Origin of the sequence: Nitratidesulfovibrio sp. 1201_IL3209 (assembly GCF_036763125.1) — a bacterium.
Classification (GTDB): Bacteria; Desulfobacterota; Desulfovibrionia; order Desulfovibrionales; family Desulfovibrionaceae; genus Cupidesulfovibrio.
Genome location: NZ_JBAIYT010000026.1, coordinates 11,363 through 28,310, shown reverse-complemented (window position 1 = coordinate 28,310; position 16,948 = coordinate 11,363). Strand labels below are relative to the sequence as shown.

General features: G+C 69.1%; 13 protein-coding genes. 8 read left to right on the top strand and 5 right to left on the bottom strand.

Going from position 1 to position 16,948, the window contains the following annotated elements:
• Positions 1-20: 20 nt before the first annotated feature.
• From V6B97_RS12295 to V6B97_RS12285, 3 genes are all read right to left on the bottom strand, one after another.
• Positions 21-1,064 (bottom strand): MBL fold metallo-hydrolase, encoded by a 1,044-nt coding sequence (locus V6B97_RS12295; protein WP_333506815.1) that lies wholly within the window; start codon positions 1,062-1,064, stop codon positions 21-23.
• A 247-nt stretch (positions 1,065-1,311) separates the two neighbouring features.
• On the bottom strand, positions 1,312-2,712 hold the full coding sequence (locus V6B97_RS12290) for a sigma-54-dependent transcriptional regulator (protein WP_333506814.1): 1,401 nt from the start codon (positions 2,710-2,712) through the stop codon (positions 1,312-1,314).
• On the bottom strand, positions 2,709-5,651 hold the full coding sequence (locus tag V6B97_RS12285) for a c-type heme family protein (RefSeq protein ID WP_333506813.1): 2,943 nt from the start codon (positions 5,649-5,651) through the stop codon (positions 2,709-2,711). Before V6B97_RS12285 ends, V6B97_RS12290 begins: the two co-directional genes overlap by 4 nt.
• Positions 5,652-6,201: 550 nt before the next feature.
• On the opposite strand from V6B97_RS12285, the gene V6B97_RS12280 reads away from it, so the two are divergent.
• The 3 genes from V6B97_RS12280 to V6B97_RS12270 all read left to right on the top strand — a co-directional run bounded on the left by V6B97_RS12280 (position 6,202) and on the right by V6B97_RS12270 (position 8,515).
• On the top strand, positions 6,202-7,311 hold the full coding sequence (locus V6B97_RS12280) for a YeiH family protein (protein ID WP_333506812.1): 1,110 nt from the start codon (positions 6,202-6,204) through the stop codon (positions 7,309-7,311).
• A gap of 24 nt (positions 7,312-7,335) precedes the next feature.
• The gene (locus V6B97_RS12275; protein ID WP_333506811.1) at positions 7,336-7,731 is read left to right on the top strand and encodes a biotin/lipoyl-binding protein; all 396 of its coding nucleotides are present in this window, start codon (positions 7,336-7,338) and stop codon (positions 7,729-7,731) included.
• 328 nt (positions 7,732-8,059) lie between these two features.
• Complete coding sequence (locus tag V6B97_RS12270) at positions 8,060-8,515, top strand: universal stress protein (protein WP_333506810.1); 456 nt, start codon at positions 8,060-8,062, stop codon at positions 8,513-8,515.
• Positions 8,516-8,755: 240 nt separating this feature from the next.
• Here the strand turns inward: V6B97_RS12270 and mscL are convergent, their stop codons facing one another.
• On the bottom strand, positions 8,756-9,208 hold the full coding sequence (gene mscL / locus V6B97_RS12265; protein WP_333506809.1) for a large conductance mechanosensitive channel protein MscL: 453 nt from the start codon (positions 9,206-9,208) through the stop codon (positions 8,756-8,758).
• A gap of 772 nt (positions 9,209-9,980) precedes the next feature.
• Here mscL and V6B97_RS12260 point away from each other — a divergent pair.
• From V6B97_RS12260 to V6B97_RS12240, 5 genes are all read left to right on the top strand, one after another.
• Positions 9,981-11,099: a branched-chain amino acid ABC transporter substrate-binding protein gene (locus V6B97_RS12260; protein ID WP_333506808.1), complete on the top strand. Its 1,119-nt coding sequence runs from the start codon at positions 9,981-9,983 to the stop codon at positions 11,097-11,099.
• Positions 11,100-11,203: 104 nt separating this feature from the next.
• Complete coding sequence (locus V6B97_RS12255) at positions 11,204-12,112, top strand: branched-chain amino acid ABC transporter permease (RefSeq protein WP_333506807.1); 909 nt, start codon at positions 11,204-11,206, stop codon at positions 12,110-12,112.
• Positions 12,113-12,271: 159 nt separating this feature from the next.
• Positions 12,272-13,519 carry an ABC transporter permease subunit gene (locus V6B97_RS12250; RefSeq protein ID WP_333506805.1) on the top strand — a complete coding sequence of 416 codons (1,248 nt, stop codon included), beginning with the start codon at positions 12,272-12,274 and terminating at the stop codon, positions 13,517-13,519.
• Positions 13,519-14,358 (top strand): ABC transporter ATP-binding protein, encoded by an 840-nt coding sequence (locus V6B97_RS12245; RefSeq protein WP_333506804.1) that lies wholly within the window; start codon positions 13,519-13,521, stop codon positions 14,356-14,358. The genes V6B97_RS12250 and V6B97_RS12245 overlap by 1 nt, the downstream gene beginning before the upstream one ends.
• Positions 14,351-15,055 carry an ABC transporter ATP-binding protein gene (locus V6B97_RS12240; RefSeq protein ID WP_333506803.1) on the top strand — a complete coding sequence of 235 codons (705 nt, stop codon included), beginning with the start codon at positions 14,351-14,353 and terminating at the stop codon, positions 15,053-15,055. Before V6B97_RS12245 ends, V6B97_RS12240 begins: the two co-directional genes overlap by 8 nt.
• 280 nt (positions 15,056-15,335) lie before the next feature.
• On the opposite strand, the gene V6B97_RS12235 is transcribed toward V6B97_RS12240, so the two are convergent.
• On the bottom strand, positions 15,336-16,517 hold the full coding sequence (locus V6B97_RS12235) for a LeuA family protein (protein ID WP_333506802.1): 1,182 nt from the start codon (positions 16,515-16,517) through the stop codon (positions 15,336-15,338).
• Positions 16,518-16,948: the final 431 nt, after the last annotated feature.

The window sequence follows — 16,948 nt, the reverse complement described above, 5'->3', positions numbered from 1 at the left end:
CGGGAGCGCCCGCCCAACGGTTACAGTCCGTCGGCGTAGTTCACGGGCAGCCAGGCGTAGCCTCCCTTTCCTCCGTCCCTGGCCCGCACCCGGCCCAGGCCGGGGAAGGGCAGGTGCGACCCGGCCACCCAGCAGCCTTCGGCGGCCACCTGGGGCAACAGGCGCAGGCGGGTGGCCACGGCGGCCTTCTGGTCCACGTCGAAGTCGATGGACACTTCCGGCCGGGCGAACTGCACCGGCGTGCTGTGGATGATGTCCGCCCAGAACAGCAGCACCGTGCCGCCCGAGGTCACGCGGAAGCCGCAGTGCCCCGGTGTGTGGCCGGGCAGGTCCACCGAGGTCACCAGCGGCAGGTCAGCCAGCGGCGCGGCCCCCGGCGCGAAGGTGTGCAGCCGTCCGGCGTCCCTGTACGGGGCCAGCGCCTTGCGCAGGGCCAGCAGCCCGGCCTTGCGGCCTTCCGGCGCGGCGGCCAGGGTGGCGTCGCTGGTCCAGTAGTCCAGTTCCGGCGCGCTCACGTGCACGCCGGCGTTGGGGAACACCCTTGCCCCCGCCGCATCCACCAGGCCCAGGGCGTGGTCCGGGTGCAGGTGCGAAAGCAGCACGTGGTCGACGCCGCCGGGCGCGTATCCGGCCGCGCGCAGGTTGTTGGGCAGATGCCCGCCCCGCGCGCCGAAGAAGCTGCCCGCGCCGGTGTCCATGAGCACCCGGCGCGTTCCCGCATCCAGCAGGAAGCAGTTCACGTTGCTGGTGGCGGGCTGCCCGGCGGGAATGCCCGCGTCCTCCAGCAGCGCGTCGATGTCCTTGCGGTCCGCGCCGTGCAGGATGGCCGGATCGAGTTTGCCGTGGGCGTCGAACAGTGCGAACACCGTCACGCCGCCCACGGGCAGGCGGAAGAAGCCGGGCGCCTGCGCGCCCGGCGGCGCGGCGGGCGCGCCGCCCCCCGTGCCTGTGGCCTGGCTGGCGGCGGCATCGGCCGTGGCGGCGGTCATGGGGGCCATGGTGGTCATTGCGGACAGGGGGACGAGGGCCAGCAACGATTGCACGAAACGTCTGCGGTCAAGCATGCAAGCCTCCGGGATGGTTGGGGGCGACGGATGCCGGGGACGCCGGTAACGTGTGCGGGCAACGGGGATGCGGGCAGGCGGGCGGAACGGCAGGGGGGGATATCGGGTACCCGTTGTTCCAAGATAGCACGTGGCGGCGCACAGGCAAGCGGGTATCGGCAGGATACCGGCCGATACCGTGCCGTGCCGTATCGTACCGGACGGGGCCGGATGGGGCCGGACAGGGCCGGATGGCGCGGTCCGCCGCCTATTCCCGGCCCGCGCCGCCGATGCCCAGCCGCCGCAGGATCTTTTGCAGCGACACCCGTTCCAGCCCCGAGACGCGCGCCGCCTCCGAGATGTTGCCCTCGGTGCGTTCCAGCAGCCGTTCCACGTAGCGCCGGGTGAAATCGTCCACCACGTGGGCCTTGGCGTCCTTGTACGGGGTCAGGGGCGGCTCGGCCGCGGGCGCGGCGCAGTCGGCGGGGCCGTCCACCAGCCGCAGGTGGGCCATCTCCACCGTGTCGCCGGGGCAGAACACCGCCAGCCGCCGCACGAAGTTCTGCAATTCCCGCACGTTGCCAGGCCATTCCCGGCCGCACAGGCAGGCCATGGCCTCGGGCGAAAGGCGCTTGGGGGCTATCTGCATCTCGCGGCAGGTCTGGGCCAGAAAGTGGTCGGCCAGCAGGGGGATGTCGTCGGCGCGGTCGCGCAGGGGCGGGGTGTGGATGGTCAGCACGTTGAGCCGGTAGAACAGGTCTTCCCGGAATTCCCCGCTCCTGATGCGCGCCTCCAGCGCCTGGTTGGTGGAGGCGATGATGCGCACGTCCACCTTCACCGTGCCGCTGGAGCCCACGGGGCGTATCTCGCGTTCCTGCAACACCCGCAGCAGCTTGGTCTGGATGCCGGGCGAGATGTCGCCGATTTCGTCCAGCACGATGGTGCCCCCGGCGGCGGACATGAACAGCCCCTTGCGCGAGCGCTCCGCCCCGGTGAAGGCCCCCTTCACGTGGCCGAACAGTTCGCTTTCCAGCAACTGGTCCGGGATGGCCGGGCAGTGCACGCTGACGATGGGACACTGCGCCCGGCCGGACAGTTCGTGGATGGACGCGGCCACCAGTTCCTTGCCGGTGCCCGATTCGCCCCGCACCAGCACCGTGTAGTCCGATGCGGCCACCGCCGCGATGGTCTCCTTCAGCCTGCGCATGGCCGGGGTTTCGCCGATCAGCGTCCTTTCCAGCCCCGTGCGCGACATTTCCTCGCGCAGGCGACGGTTTTCGCGCAGCAGGCGGCAGCGTTCCAGCCCCTTGCTCACGGCGCGGTAGAGGTCCTCGCGCCGCACCGGCTTGGTCAGGAAGTCGTAGGCCCCGTTCTTGAGCGCGGTCACCGCCGTCTCGATGGTGCCGTGCGCGGTGAGCAGGATGACGCTGGGGGTGACGTCCTGGGTCTGGGCGTGGGCCATCAGTTCCAGCCCGTCCATGTCGGGCATGCGCAGGTCGGTCAGCAGCACGGCCGGGTCGCTGCGGCCCAGCAGGTCCAGCCCGGCCCGGCCGCTGGTGGCCACCAATACCTCCGCATCCGGAAAGCCCGCGCGCAGTTGGCGGGCCAGGCCGTTGGCGAAGTCCGCCTCGTCGTCCACCACCAGGATGGTCTCGTGGGGCGTGGTCATGCGTCGTGCTCCGTGGGTGCGGCCGGGTGGCCCCGGTCCGCCGCAGGCAGGTGAAGAGTGAACACCGCCCCGCGCGCCGGTTCGGCCGGGAAGCCGGAAGCGTGGGGGCCAGATCCGGCGGACCCGGCGGATTGGCCAAACCCGGCGGACCCGGCGGATTGGGCGGATGGGGAGGATTCCGCGAAAAGGGCAGCCAGGTCCACGCGGCAGGCCAGGCCGCCCTGGGCGGCGGGGGCGAGGTCCGCCGGGGTCAGGTTGCGCGCCTCGATGCGCCCGCCCATGTCGCGCATGATCCCGAAGACCACGGCCAGCCCCAGCCCGGTGCCGCGCCCGGCGGCCTTGGTGGTGAAGAACGGGTCGAACAGCCGGGGCAGGTGTTCTTCCGGGATGCCGGGGCCGTTGTCGATGACGTGCACCACCACCTCGTCCTGCCCGTGCGGGTCGGGAAGGCTGCGGGCGGACAGCACCACCACCCCGCGCCGCCGGGGGCGCGGGAATGCGGGCGGCGCGTTGGCGTCCGCGCCATCCCCGTCGTCCGCGCCATTCCCGCTGTCCTTGCCGTCCTTTCCGCCCTTTCCGTCGGTACCGCCCGCCGTATCCGGACGGCAGGAACGGGTTTCGGCGTCGTCCCCGTCCGGGCCGTCGCGCAGGGTCGGGGCGTCGGTTTCCACGGCGTCCAGCGCGTTGAGCAGCAGGTTGGTGAGAATCTGTTCCAGCCCGCTGCGGTCGGCCAGCACCGGCGGCAGGGGGGCGCATTCGTTGCCACCGCCTGCCGTCCCGCCGGGCGTGCCGGGCGTATCGGGCAGATCAGGCAGATCGGGCAGATCGGGCACGATGCGCGCCCGCGCGGCCCGCGCCCTGGGACGGAACACGTCGGCCAGGCCGGAAAGCACCTCGGCCACGTCGCAGGGGCCGCGTTCGGCCTGCTTGGGCCGGGCGAAGTCCAGCAGGTCGCGCACCACCTTCCGGGCCTGCTCGGTGTGGCGCATGATCACGTCGATGTCCGCCTGGGCCTGCCCGTCGGGCGCGGCGGCCCGCAGCAGGTCGGCATAGCAGTGGATGACCCCCAGGGGGTTGTTGATCTCGTGGGCCAGGCCAGCGGCCAGCTTGCCCACGGCCACCAGCTTTTCGTGCTGCTGCACCCGTTCCAGCATGCGGCGCTCGTCGGTGGTTTCGCGCAGGTAGGCTACGGTGCGCCCGCCGCGTTCCAGCCGCCCGCCCAGCGGGTAGGCGTTCACCGCGAAGGACCGCCCGTCGCGCAGGGTCACCGCGCGCGACACCGGGCCGTCGCCCATGCGCGCGGCGATGTCCGCGGCGTCCAGCAGTTCGGCCAGGGCCGCGCCGTCCGTGCCGGCGGCGTTCTCGTCACCGCCGTCACCCCCGTCCCCGTTGCCCCTGCCTTGCGCCCCGTCCCGGCCACTATCGCTTGAGGTCGCCAGCGACCGGGTCAGCGACCGGGTGAGCTGAAGGGCCGAACTGTTGGCCAGCACCACCCGGCCATCGCCGCCCAGCAGCAGCAGCGGGTCGGAAATGCCCTCGAAGATGGAGTCCAGCAGGGCGTTCTGGCGCAGCAGGTTGTCCAGCGCGTCCAGGTTGTCCATGGCGATGCCGAGCTGCCGCCCCACGGCCTGGGCCAGGTCGGCCGTGCCGGGGCCGCTGGCGTGGTCCGCGTCCCAGTACAGGCACAACAGGCCCCGCGTGGTGTCGCTGGTCTGCACCGGGATGAACCAGGCGCGCGGGGTCAGGCGGGGCGCGCCCTCGGCGGCCAGGTCGTGCCAGTCGGGGGGCAGTTCCGGCCGCACCGCGCGGTCCGGCCAGGCGTGGAAGTCGCTGGCCGAGAGCACGCAGGCGTAGGCCGCCCTGTCCGCCCCGAAGCGCCGCGCGACCAGCGCCAGCGAGGCGGCCAGCAGTTCGCCCTTGCCGCTGCTGCGGTTCAGGCGGTCCAGCAGGCCCACGAACAACTCCACGTCGGTGCGCCGGGCCGTGGCCTCGGTGGCCAGGTCCACGGTGCGCTCGTGCACCATGCCTTCCAGGTTGGCGGCGTAGTCGCGCAGCTTGGCCCGCGCCTCGCTGAGATGCCGGGCCAGCGATTCCATGTCGCCCAGCAGGTCGTCGATGCCCACGTCCGGGTGGCCGCGCCGGGGCATGGTCATGTCCGCCTCGTCCGGGAAGTGGCGGCGCATCACCCCGCCCATGCGGCGCAGGTTGTGCACCACCAGCCGGTTGAAGAACACGTGGATCACCGCGAACAGCGCCAGCGCCCCGCCCGCGAACAGCACCCCGAACGACACCACCGCCTCGGTCATGCCGCTGACCGCCTGGTCCATGGGCAGGGCCACCATGGTCATGCCCGCGAGGTCGCCGGTCTTGCGCCAGAAGCCGCGTTCCGCCCCGTACATGGACAGCAGCACGGGCGGGGCCTGTTCCGGATCGCCGTGGCAGCGCAGGCACGCGGTTTCGAAGCGCACCGGCTTGGCCGTGATGAACAGCCGTTCCCCGTCCTCCTCGCTGACGTCCTCCACGCGGGTCAGTTCCGGGTCGTCGCGGAACCGGGCGATGATGCCGCGCTCGAACTCCGAGGCCTCGTAGGCGGGGTTGCGCGCGCCCACGGCCACCCGGCGGTAGGTGAAGCGGTCGTGGGCCAGGTTGTTGTCGTTCATCACCGCGCGGGTGACGAACGAGGTGGACATGGCCTCGATGACGAAGGTGTCGCCGGGCAGCGAACTATACATGGCCGGGCGCAGGGTGTTGCGCACGTAGCTCTGCACCGCCTCGGCCTGGGCCAGGATGAGCGCCGCGCGGTCGCGGGCCTCGTTCTCCACCAGCCGTTCCAGGTGCATGAACAGGGACAGGGCGAAGAACCCGCCCAGACAGGCCAGGATGAGCAAAAGGCCCAGCAGGAAGCGGGCCTGGAGCGAATGGGGCGTGAGTCGAAACACGGGGCTCCTTGTGCGGGTGCGTCAACAATAAAGGGGCGGGGCGTCCGCGGGCCTGCCCGGCAGATTGACTCCGGCGGATTGCTTCCGGCGGGTCGATTCCGGCGGGTCTGGCCGCGCGCCCGGCACCGCATGGCCGTTGTCTAGCACAGGCGGGACAAAGGGCAACCCGCGCACCGCAAGCTGCGTTGCACCGGCTGCGGGTGCTGCCGCGAGTTAGCAGGCAGGCCGGGGTAGGCGCGGCGCAATACCGCGCAATGCTTGAATCCTGACCTTTCCGGCCCGGATGGCCCGCGTCTTGCTCTCGGGGGGGGCCATGTCCGGCGCGCGGCAGGCCGTGGCGGCGGGCATGGCCCGGTGGCGCAAAGGGGCGCCGCCATGGAGCCTGCCCGCCGTCTCCCCCGGCAGGGGGCGGCAACGGCGCCGCGCACGGATGCGGGAAAGACGCGGGAAAGACGAGGGAAAGGGAAAGGAACGATGCTCCGGCGGGCCGCGATCCGCGCCGCCGAGGCATCGTCCGGAGATCACGCAACCCCCGAGGAGATGCAACGCAATGGAAGACAAGGGGCTTTTCGGCAGGATCCTGGCCATCGTGCCCGGGCTCGCGGTGATGATCGGCACGCTGTACGTGCTGCGCGTGTACGTGGAACCGTGGATGAAGGACGCCGTGGTGTTCGGCAGGAAGGGCTGGCTGGTGCAGGTGCTGAGCCTGAACTACATCCTGCTGTCCATCCTTACCGGCATGTTCTACCGCAACATCCTGTTCGGCGGAAAGATTCCCGCCTGGGCGGAGGAAGGCTTCCGCACCACGCGCCTGTTCATCAAGACCGGCGTCATCATGCTGGGTTCGCTGTACACCTTCGACAAACTGCTGAAGGTGGGCGGCATTGCCATCACGCTCATCGTGGCCTTCGTGTTCGGCACTGCCATCTTCATCCTGTGGCTGGGCAAGCGCCTTGACGCCGACCGCTCGGTCACCGCCACCATGGCCGCGGCCTGCGGCGTGTGCGGCGTCTCCGCCGCCGTGGCCACCGCGCCCGGCGTGCGCGCGAAGCCGGTGGACCTGGCCCTGTCCATCGCCACCATTCTCGGCTTCGGCATCATGACCATGTTCGTCAGCCCGTTCGTGGGCAAGATGCTGGCCCTGTCGGACTACCAGTTCGGCGCGTGGGTGGGCACGGGCATCCTGAACTCGGGCCAGGTGCTGGCCACCTGCCTTGCCTTCAACCCCAACTTCGCCCCCGGCACCGCCGTGGCCTACGGCGAAATCTGGAACGTGGTGCGGGTCATCTGCATCCCGTTCGTGGTGTTCTTCATCACCGCCTGGTACTGGAAGGGCGAGGCCGACGCCGAACACGTCAGCCTCGGTTCCATCCTCGCCTCCAAGTTCCCCATCTTCGTGCTGGGCTTCGTGGGCATGACCGCGCTGTCCTCGCTGCACATCCTCGGCGCCGAAGGCTCCGAGACGCTGCACCTGATGCGCGACGTCATGGCCTGGGTGTTCGGCGTGGGCCTGGTGGGCCTCGGGGCGTACATCGACGTGCGCGAGATCAGGGCCGCGGGCGGCAAGCCGCTGCGCATCGGCCTCATCGCGGGCGCCACCAAGTACGTTCTCGCCCTGATCATCATCCTGGCCTTCATTCCGAAGGAAGGCGCCTTCTAGGCCGCCTGCACGAGGAGCACGCACATGTCCGACAAGAAGAAGTCCCTTACCGTATTCAAGAGCGACCGCCACGAGGACGTGGCCGCCATCATCGCCTCGGCCCTCATCGTGGTGGTGGTGCTGACCTACATGGCCTTCATCGTGCCCTCGGTGGGCATCAAGGCCCCGCAGGACGGCAAGCTGGTGGAGATCTTCGTGGCCGAAGGTTCCGAGGTGAAGAAGGGCGACCCGCTCTATTCGCTGGAAGTGGTCAAGAAGAAGTGGGTCAACAACGTGATGGAAGAGAAGGTCGCCGTGGAAAGCTTCACCGCCAAGGCCAACGGCAAGGTGCTGAAGGTTTCCGGCAAGCCCGGCGATGCCGTGAAGAAGGGCAAGCAGGCCATTGTGGTCATGGAGCACGAGAAGGGTACCCTTCCCTAGGGGGGCGCTATGGGCCTTTTGCCCTCTGCCTGACCGACCCGAAGGGCGCGGAGCGTGTCCGTTGGGCGAGTTCGCGAGCCCTACGGACATCGAGCGCACAGCGGTCAGAAAGATTTTTTATTCCGGTCGAATACGATAAGAGTATACTCCCTTCATAAAAAATCTCTCTTCCTTGGCAGAGAACAAAAATCCGCATAGCGCAATATCCCAAGATCGCAGGCAATGAGGGCGGCAGGATGATCCTGCCCCCGGCCGAAGCATCGCATACGCCAGACATCCGGCGGGCGGCCATGCGCCGCCCGCCATACGCCTACGGAGAACATGTCCCATGACGCCACCCATGAAGCTGCTGCTCGCCCTCGACGACGGCCCCGGCGCACGCCGCGCCGTGGACGAGGCCATCCGCATCGCCCGCGAGAAGGGCGCCACCCTGGACGCCCTGTTCGTCATCGACGCCACGTGGGATGTGTTCACCGGGCACGACTGGCTGTCCGGCTGCAATTCGCGCATCGGCTTTCTGGAATACATGCAGGGGCTGGAGGAAAAGGCGGCGGCGGAAAGCGCGCGCGCCTTCCTGGAACTTCGGGGCGACATGCCCGGCGAACTGCTGACCGCGCCCGGCGACGTGGTGGACGTGGTCCGCGAGCAGGCCGCCAAGGGCTACGACCTGCTGGTGCTGTCCAACCCGTTCACGCGCGGGCTTGAGGTGATGCGCGACGCCGTGGCCCGGCTGACCCGCGACGCCCCCTGCGACGTGCTGCTGGTGCGGGCCGACACGAAATAGGCCGCCCCCAAACAGACCGCCCCGGAGGGCTCCCTGAACGGAGCCCCCCGCGTCATGCCGGAATTTTACCGTTCATGCCGGAATTTCACCGTTCGGCCGCCCCTGCCTGCCGCACCCACGTGCCGGGCGGCCGCTGCGGTTGCCCACGGGCCTGCCGCCGCCGGAGACCACTCCGGCGGCGGCATTGCGTTCGCGGCCGAGCGCCCGCCCGTGGAACGGGAAGGGCTGCCCGGCCGGTTCTCATGCCTGTTCGATGCCCGCGGTGCAGTGCGGGCAGCGCGTGGCGCGCACGTCGATCTTGCTGAAGCAGAACGGGCAGTCCTGCTGCTTGGGCGCGGCCGGGCCTTCCAGGCGCGTGCGCAGGGTGTTCACGCCGCGCACCAGCAGGAACACGGCAAAGGCCACGATGAGAAAGCTGACCACCGTGTTGGCGAATACGCCCGCGTTCAGCGTCACCGCGCCCGCATGCTTGGCGGCGGCCAGGCTGGCGTAGGGGCCGGGGGTGGCTCCGTCGCGCAGGGTGACGAACAGGTCCGAGAAGTCCACGCCGCCCAGCACCAGGCCGATGGGCGGCATGATCACGTCGTCCACCAGCGACTTGACGATGGTGCCGAACGAGGCGCCCAGAATGACGCCCACGGCCATGTCCAGCGCGTTGCCCTTGACCGCGAATTCCTTGAATGCCTTCAGCATGGCTACCTCCTGCTGTGCCGGGGATATGTTGTTGATGATATGCACCCTTCGGCGCGCGACGGCAACCCGTGGATATCGAGGGCGGTCCCCCGGGCGGGAGTAGGGCCGGTGGGGTGGCGTGGGGAGGGGGGCAACGGCGATGGGGCGTCGCCAGCGGTGCGGGCTGGCCGTACGGCATCAGCCGTACTAGAGTGATGCCGTACGGCATCGACCGTGCGGGGTGACGCCTGCGGGCACGCGCCGCACAAGGTCGGGGAACGCAAGGGGGCGGCGGAGCGTTCGCGTGACGGCGGAAACGGGGAATCTGCCGTGGCGCTCTTGACGGATGAAGCGATGCAAGGGTAGGGCAGTGCGCCCGGTTCGAAACGAGTGGGCGGCCCGCCTCCCCGTCCCGTGCCCGGCGCGAGCGGGTACGGCAGGTCCGGAGTGCGTTTACCGCACGCGACTGGAACGGCGTATGCAATCCGGCGGGCGGACGCCCCGGACGCCATCAGGACGGGCCGCAAATCCGGCGCGGGGTTTTCCGTGACGAAGTGATGCCAAAAATGACAACACGCGGTGCGCTGCCTGAATTTGGCCGCAACATCGCATGGTTGTCGTAACCGGTAGTATTTGACAGCTTTCCGGATTCCGTGGCATCAAAAATTGTTGGTCGATGGTGGCATTCCTGCCCGACGCGCTGCATTGCCGTGCGTGCGCGGGGTGGTCGCCGTTGCGGCAATGTCTTTACAATATTGTTCACTCGTTTCGTCAACATTTCGGAGGATCGAGCATGCGTAAAGGATGGTTCAAAGGCCTTGTTGCGGGTCTTGCCGTGGCCGTCATGGCCTGCCCGGCGTTTGCGGCGGATACCATCAAGTTCGGCGTGGCCGGCGCCCACAGCGGCGACCTGGCCTCCTACGGGCTGCCCAGCGCCAACGCCGCCAAGCTGGTGGCCAAGATGATCAACGCCAAGGGCGGCGTGCTCGGCAAGCAGGTGGAAGTCATTCCCCAGGACGACCAGTGCAAGCCCGAACTGGCCACCAACGCGGCCACCAAGCTGGTGTCCGACGGCGCCGTCGTGGTGCTGGGCCACATCTGCTCCGGCGCCACCAAGGCCGCGCTGCCCATCTACAAGGAAGCCAACATCGTCCTGATGTCGCCCTCGGCCACCAACCCGGCCCTGACCCAGAGCGGCGACTACCCCAACTTTTTCCGCACCATCGCCTCCGACGACCAGCAGGCCAAGCTGGGCGTGGACTTCACCATCGAAAAGCTGGGCAAGAAGAAGATCGCCGTGCTGCATGACAAGGGCGACTACGGCAAGGGCTACGCCGAATTCGCCAAGCAGTTCATCGAGCAGGGCGGCAAGGGCACCGTGGTGCTCTTCGAAGGCGTGACCCCCGGCGCGGTGGACTACTCCGCCGTGGTGCAGAAGATCCGCAACTCCGGCGCCGAAGCCGTGATGTTCGGCGGCTACCATCCCGAAGCCTCGAAGATCGTGCAGCAGATGCGCAAGAAGCGCATGGACCTGCCCTTCGTGTCCGACGACGGCGTGAAGGACGACACCTTCATCAAGGTCGCCGGCAAGGACGCCGAAGGCGTGTACGCCTCCAGCTCCAAGGATGTGAGCGCGCTGCCCCTGTACAAGGAAGCCATCGAGGCCCACGTGAAGGAATTCGGCGCCGAGCCCGGCGCGTTCTACAAGGAAGCCTACGCCGCCTCGCTGGCCCTGCTGAACGCCGTCGAAAAGGCCGGTTCCACCGATTCCGCCAAGATCATGAACGCCCTGCGCACCGAATTCGTCGAGACCTCGGTGGGCAAGATCAAGTTCGACGCGCGCGGCGATGCCGAAGGCGTCGGCTTCTCCATGTACCAGGTGAAGAACGGCAAGTACGTGGAACTCAAGTAGGTTCACGAAAAGCATCCGATATGACAGGGGGGCGGGCCGCAGGCCCGTCCCCCGAGTTTTGACGACGGCGCGGCCAGGTCCCGCGCATGTACGGGAAGGCACCAATGGATTGGCAGTATTTCTGGGAACTCTTCTTCGGCGGGCTGACGCGCGGCTCCATCTACGCGCTCATCGCGCTCGGCTACACCATGGTGTACGGCATCATCGAGCTGATCAACTTCGCCCACGGCGAGGTGTACATGCTGGGGGCGTTCACGGCGCTGATCGTGGCCGGGGCGCTCGGCATCTACGGCTTTCCGGCCCTGGCCATCCTGATCATCGCCGCGGTGGTGGCGGTCATCTACTGTGCCGCCTACGGCCTGACGCTCGAAAAGATCGCCTACAAGCCGCTGCGCGACGCGCAGCGCCTCTCGCCACTCATCTCGGCCATCGGGATGTCCATCTTTCTCCAGAACTACGTCATCCTGGCCCAGACCTCGGACTTCATGCCCTTTCCCAATCTGGTGCCGCAGCCCGAATTTCTCGAACCCATCGCGCACATCATGGGCGCGAGCGAAGTGCTGATCATCGTCACCTCGGCCGTGGCCATGGCCGCGCTGACCCTGTTCATCAAGTACACCCGCATGGGCAAGGCCATGCGCGCCACGGCCCAGAACCGCAAGATGGCCATGCTGCTCGGCATCGACGCCGACAAGGTGATCTCGCTCACCTTCGTCATCGGCTCGTCGCTGGCTGCCGTGGGCGGCGTGCTCATCGCCTCGCACGTGGGGCAGGTGAACTTCGCCATCGGGTTCATCGCGGGCATCAAGGCGTTCACCGCCGCGGTGCTCGGCGGCATCGGCTCCATTCCGGGCGCCATGCTGGGCGGCCTTGTGCTCGGCTGGTGCGAAAGCTTCGCCACCGGGTACATCTCGAGCGACTACGAGGATGCGCTGGCCTTCGCGCTGCTTGTGCTCATCCTCATCTTCCGGCCTTCGGGCATTTTGGGCAAGGCCAAGACGCAGAAAGTCTAGGCAGCCCGCCCCCGTGCGCCCGGCAACACGCCGGGGCGCCAGCCCGTGGGACCGGCGCGGTCCCCCGCCCCCTGCCTGCGGTTACCCGCAGGCACCGGGGCCGCCCCGCCGGATGCCGGAACACGCGGGACACAACGACGCATTCCGAGGAAAGTCTTCATGCAAGGTCTCAAGAAATCCATACTGGTCAGCCTGTGGTTCATGTTCCTGACCTTTCCGCTCATGGTCATCAGGATCGACAGCCTGAACGGGACCATCGACTGGCGGTGGGAGAACATGCTGGGCATGGGCGCGGGCTCGTTCGCGCTGTCCTTCGTGTGGCGGTTCATGATGGCCCGCAAGGAGGCCGGGCGCGCCGCGGCCGCCGGGGGCGTCATGTCCGCGCGCGGCGCGTGGTTCGAACGCCTGCGCAGCGACCCCAAGGCCGCCGTGCCCGCCCTGGCCGTGATCCTGGCCGTGTTCCTGGTCCTGCCGTGGCTGGTCTCCACCTACCAGACCAACATCATGATCTCGGCGCTGCTCTACGTCATGCTGGGCCTTGGCCTGAACATCGTGGTGGGCCTTTCCGGCCAGCTGGTGCTGGGCTACGTGGCCTTCTACGCCGTGGGCGCGTATTCCTACGCCATCCTGAACAGCAACTTCGGCCTGGGCTTCTGGTCGGTGCTGCCCATCGGCGGTGCCATGGCCGCCCTGTTCGGCATTCTGCTGGGCTTTCCGGTGCTGCGCCTGCGCGGCGACTATCTGGCCATCGTCACCCTGGGCTTCGGCGAAATCATCCGCCTGGTGCTGGAAAACTGGAGCGACTTCTCGCAGGGCCCCAGCGGCATCGCCAACATCGACCGGCCCGGCCTGTTCGGCATGCAGCTTTCGGTCAGCGACGCCACCACCTACATCTACTATCTCATCCTGGCGGCGGTCATCGTGACCATCATCGCGGTGACGCGCCTGAAGAACTCGCGCATCGGCCGCGCGTGGCAGGCCCTGCGCGAGGATGAAATCGCCTGCCAGGCCATGGGCATCGACATCACCACCACCAAGCTCACCGCGTTCGCGCTGGGCGCGTGCTGGGCGGGCTTCGCGGGGGTCATCTTCGCGGCCAAGACCACCTTCATCAACCCGGCCAGCTTCACCTTCCTGGAATCGGCCATGGTGCTCGCCATGGTGGTGCTGGGGGGCATGGGCTCGGTCATCGGGGTTTCGGTGGGCGCGCTGGTGCTCATCCTGCTGCCCGAATACCTGCGCGCGTTCTCGGAGTACCGCATGCTCATCTTCGGCGCGACCATGGTGCTGATGATGGTCTTCCGCCCGCAGGGCCTCGTTTCGCCGGGGCGCACCAAGTACAACGTGCCCGACGCCGAAGGCGCCGGCGCCGCAGCGGCGCGCCCCGCCGCCGGAGGCAACGCCTGATGTCCGCAACCACCGGCAACGCCGCCAGGCCCGCCACCCCCGCCAACGGGACCGCCGCCGTACTCGACGTCCGTTCCATTTCCATGAACTTCGGGGGCCTGCGCGCCCTGAACGAGGTGGACCTGCAAGTGCGCCTGGGTGAGATCGTGGCGCTCATCGGCCCCAACGGGGCGGGCAAGACCACCTTCTTCAACTGCATCACCGGCATCTACGTGCCCACCGAGGGCACGGTGCACGTGACCCCGCGCGACGGCCGCACCGTCACCGTCAACGGCCTGAAGGCCAGCCAGGTCACTGAACTCGGCATGTCGCGCACGTTCCAGAACATCCGGCTGTTCCCCACCATGAGCGTGCTGGAAAACGTGATGATCGGCCGCCACTGTCGGACCAGGGCGGGCATTCTGGGCGCGCTGCTGCGCGACTCCAGGACACGCGCCGAGGAACAGCGCATCGTCGAGGAAAGCTATGCGTTACTGAAAAGCGTGAACCTGCACCAGCACTACAAGGACCAGGCGCGCAACCTGCCCTACGGCGCGCAGCGCAGGCTGGAGATCGCCCGCGCGCTGGCCACCGACCCCTTCCTGCTCTGCCTCGACGAGCCCGCCGCGGGCATGAACCCGCAGGAAACCCACGAACTCAAGGAACTCGTCATCGAGATCCGCGAGCGTCACCAGCTTTCCGTGCTGCTCATCGAGCACGACATGAGCATGGTCATGTCGCTGTCGGACCGCATCTACGTCATGGAGTACGGTTCGAAGATCGCCGAGGGCACCCCGGAGGAAGTGAGCAAGAACCCCAGGGTCATCAAGGCATATCTGGGCGAGGAATCCCATGCTTGAGCTGCGTAACGTCAACGCCTTCTACGGCAACATCCAGGCCCTGCGCGACATCAACCTGACCATCGGCCAGGGCGAGATCGTCACCCTCATCGGCGCCAACGGCGCGGGCAAGACCACCACGCTGATGACCGTGTGCGGCGCGGTGCCCCCGCGCAGCGGCGAGGTGCTCTTCGAGGGCAGGCCCATCCACGCCATGAAGCCCAACGAGATCGTGCGCCTGGGCATCAGCCAGGTGCCGGAAGGGCGGCTGATCTTCCCCGACCTGACGGTGCAGGAAAACCTGGACCTTGGCGCGTTCCTGCGCAACGACAAGGACGGCATCGCCCGCGACCTGGACTACATCTTCGGCCTGTTCCCCATCCTGGCCCAGCGCCGCAAGCAGGCGGGGGGCACCCTTTCCGGCGGCGAGCAGCAGATGCTGGCCATCTCGCGCGCCATCATGGGGCGGCCGCGCCTGCTGCTGCTGGACGAACCCTCGCTGGGCCTCGCGCCCATCATCATCCAGCAGATCTTCGACATCATCCGCAAGATCAACGCCGACGGCACCACGGTGTTCCTGGTGGAGCAGAACGCCAACCAGGCCCTGAAGATCGCCCATCGCGCGTATGTCATGGAAACCGGGCGCATCACCCTGGAAGACACGGCGGCCAACCTGCTGGTGAACGAAGACGTGAAAAGGGCCTACCTCGGCATGTAGCCGGGGCGGCCGGAAGATTCGGCCCCGTGCGCGGGGCGTTTGCAGTGCCTGGCGTGGGCGGTCCTTTCCGAAAGGGGAGGGCCGCTCTTTTCTTGTGCGGAACGGGCCGCCGCGCGGGCGGGGGCGACGCGCGGGACAGCCCTTGGGCAACGGGAACGGGGGCCGCTCGTTCCCCCCGTGCGAGGCGGTCCGGGCGGCCCCCGTAGCAAAGCCCGCTGCCCTTGTCCGCCACGGCGGCCCGCGCTCCTGGTGGACGCGGGCGCGCCGCGTGCGGTCGCGGCTACGCGGGCAACGGGCCGGGGTGAAGCGCCGCCGGAGGACCGGCCGCCCCCGCCACCCCCGCCACGTGAACCAGTTCCGCCGGGGTCAGCGGACGGCGCAGGGTGGCGGAAAGTTCGCGCACGGCCTCGACGATGGCGGGCAGCGCAGGGGGCGGCGGCAGGATGGACAGCTCGGCCAGGGCGGCGGCCACGGCGGCCACGCCGCTCTTGCGCCCCACGCCCAACCGGCGGCTGCCGCCCACCAGGTCCGGCGGAAACGGCTCGAACAGGCTGGGGTCGCGCCGCACGCCGTGAGCGTGCAGCCCGCTTTCCACGGCGAAGATGTCGCGCCCTGCCACGGGCCAGTGGCGCGGCACGGCAAGGGACGCGGCCTGGGCCACGTGGCCGCACAGGTCGCGCAGGGGAGAAAGGTCGAACCGGGCCCGGCCGCGCACCACCAGGGCGGCGGCCAGTTCTTCCAGCCGGGCCACCCCGGCCCGCTCGCCAAGGCCCAGTATGGACACGTCGGCGCAGTCGGCCCCGCATTCCAGGGCTGTGAGGGCATTGGCCGTGGCCATGCCGCAGTCGTTGTGGAAATGGGCGCCGATGGACACCCGGCGCGCGCGAGGGGCCGTGCCGCCGTGGCGGGCTTCGTCCAGTGCGGCGCGCAGCCCGCGCACCACCTCCGCCACCTCCAGCGGGGTGAACAGCCCCACCGTGTCGCTCAGGCGCACCCGGTGCGCCCCGTGCGCGGCGGCATGGCGCGCCACGGCGGACACGAAGTCGCGGTCCGCGCGCGAGGCGTCCTCCATGCCCACGGTCACGTGCTCGATGCCCAGGGCACGCGCCTCGGCCAGGGTGGCCGCCAGCAGGTCGAGCAGGGCGGGCCTGCCCACGCCCAGCCGCCGGGCCAGGTGCGCGTCGGAAACAGGCGCCCCCACGCAGACCCGCCGCGCCCCGCAGGCCACGGCGGCGCGCAGGTCTTCCGGGCGGCAGCGGCACCATGCGGCGGCGGCAAGGCCGGGGGCCACGCGGGCCGCCAGGTCCAGCATGTCCGCCAAGTCCTCGCGCCCGGCCCAGCCCACCTCGGCTTCCGGCACGCCCACGGCCGCAAGGCCGCGCAGGATGCGCTCCCGGTCCGCCATGGACAGGTAGGTGCCGAAGGACTGTTCCCCTTCGCGCAGGGTGGTGTCGAGCAGCATGGGGCCTCCGTGTGGAAGGGCGGAGCCGCCCCGCCCGCGCGGGTGACGGCGGAGAAAGGGGGCGGGGCGGACATCCGCGTGAACCGGTGTGCCTCCTCCTTTGCATTGTCAGTGCCAAACCGGTGCGATCTGGGGCCAATCCGGGGCCAATCCGGTGCCAACCCGCATCGGCGAGGGGACCGGCACGGGTTTTTTCTTCGGCGTGCCGGTCGGTTCGCCCTGTACGGCGCTGCCCACCCCCCATCGCGTGCCGGGGCTTTCCCTTGCGTCCCGGCGCATTGGAAGCGCTGACACGGCGCCGTGACCCTTCGTGCCGGTGTCGTGCCCCGCCATGTACGTGGGCGTCGTAAAAACGCCCGTCCGGCCCTTCCGCCCCCCGCACGGCCACCGATGGACCGTGCCCCGACCCTCCCGCGTCATGTCGCGGACCA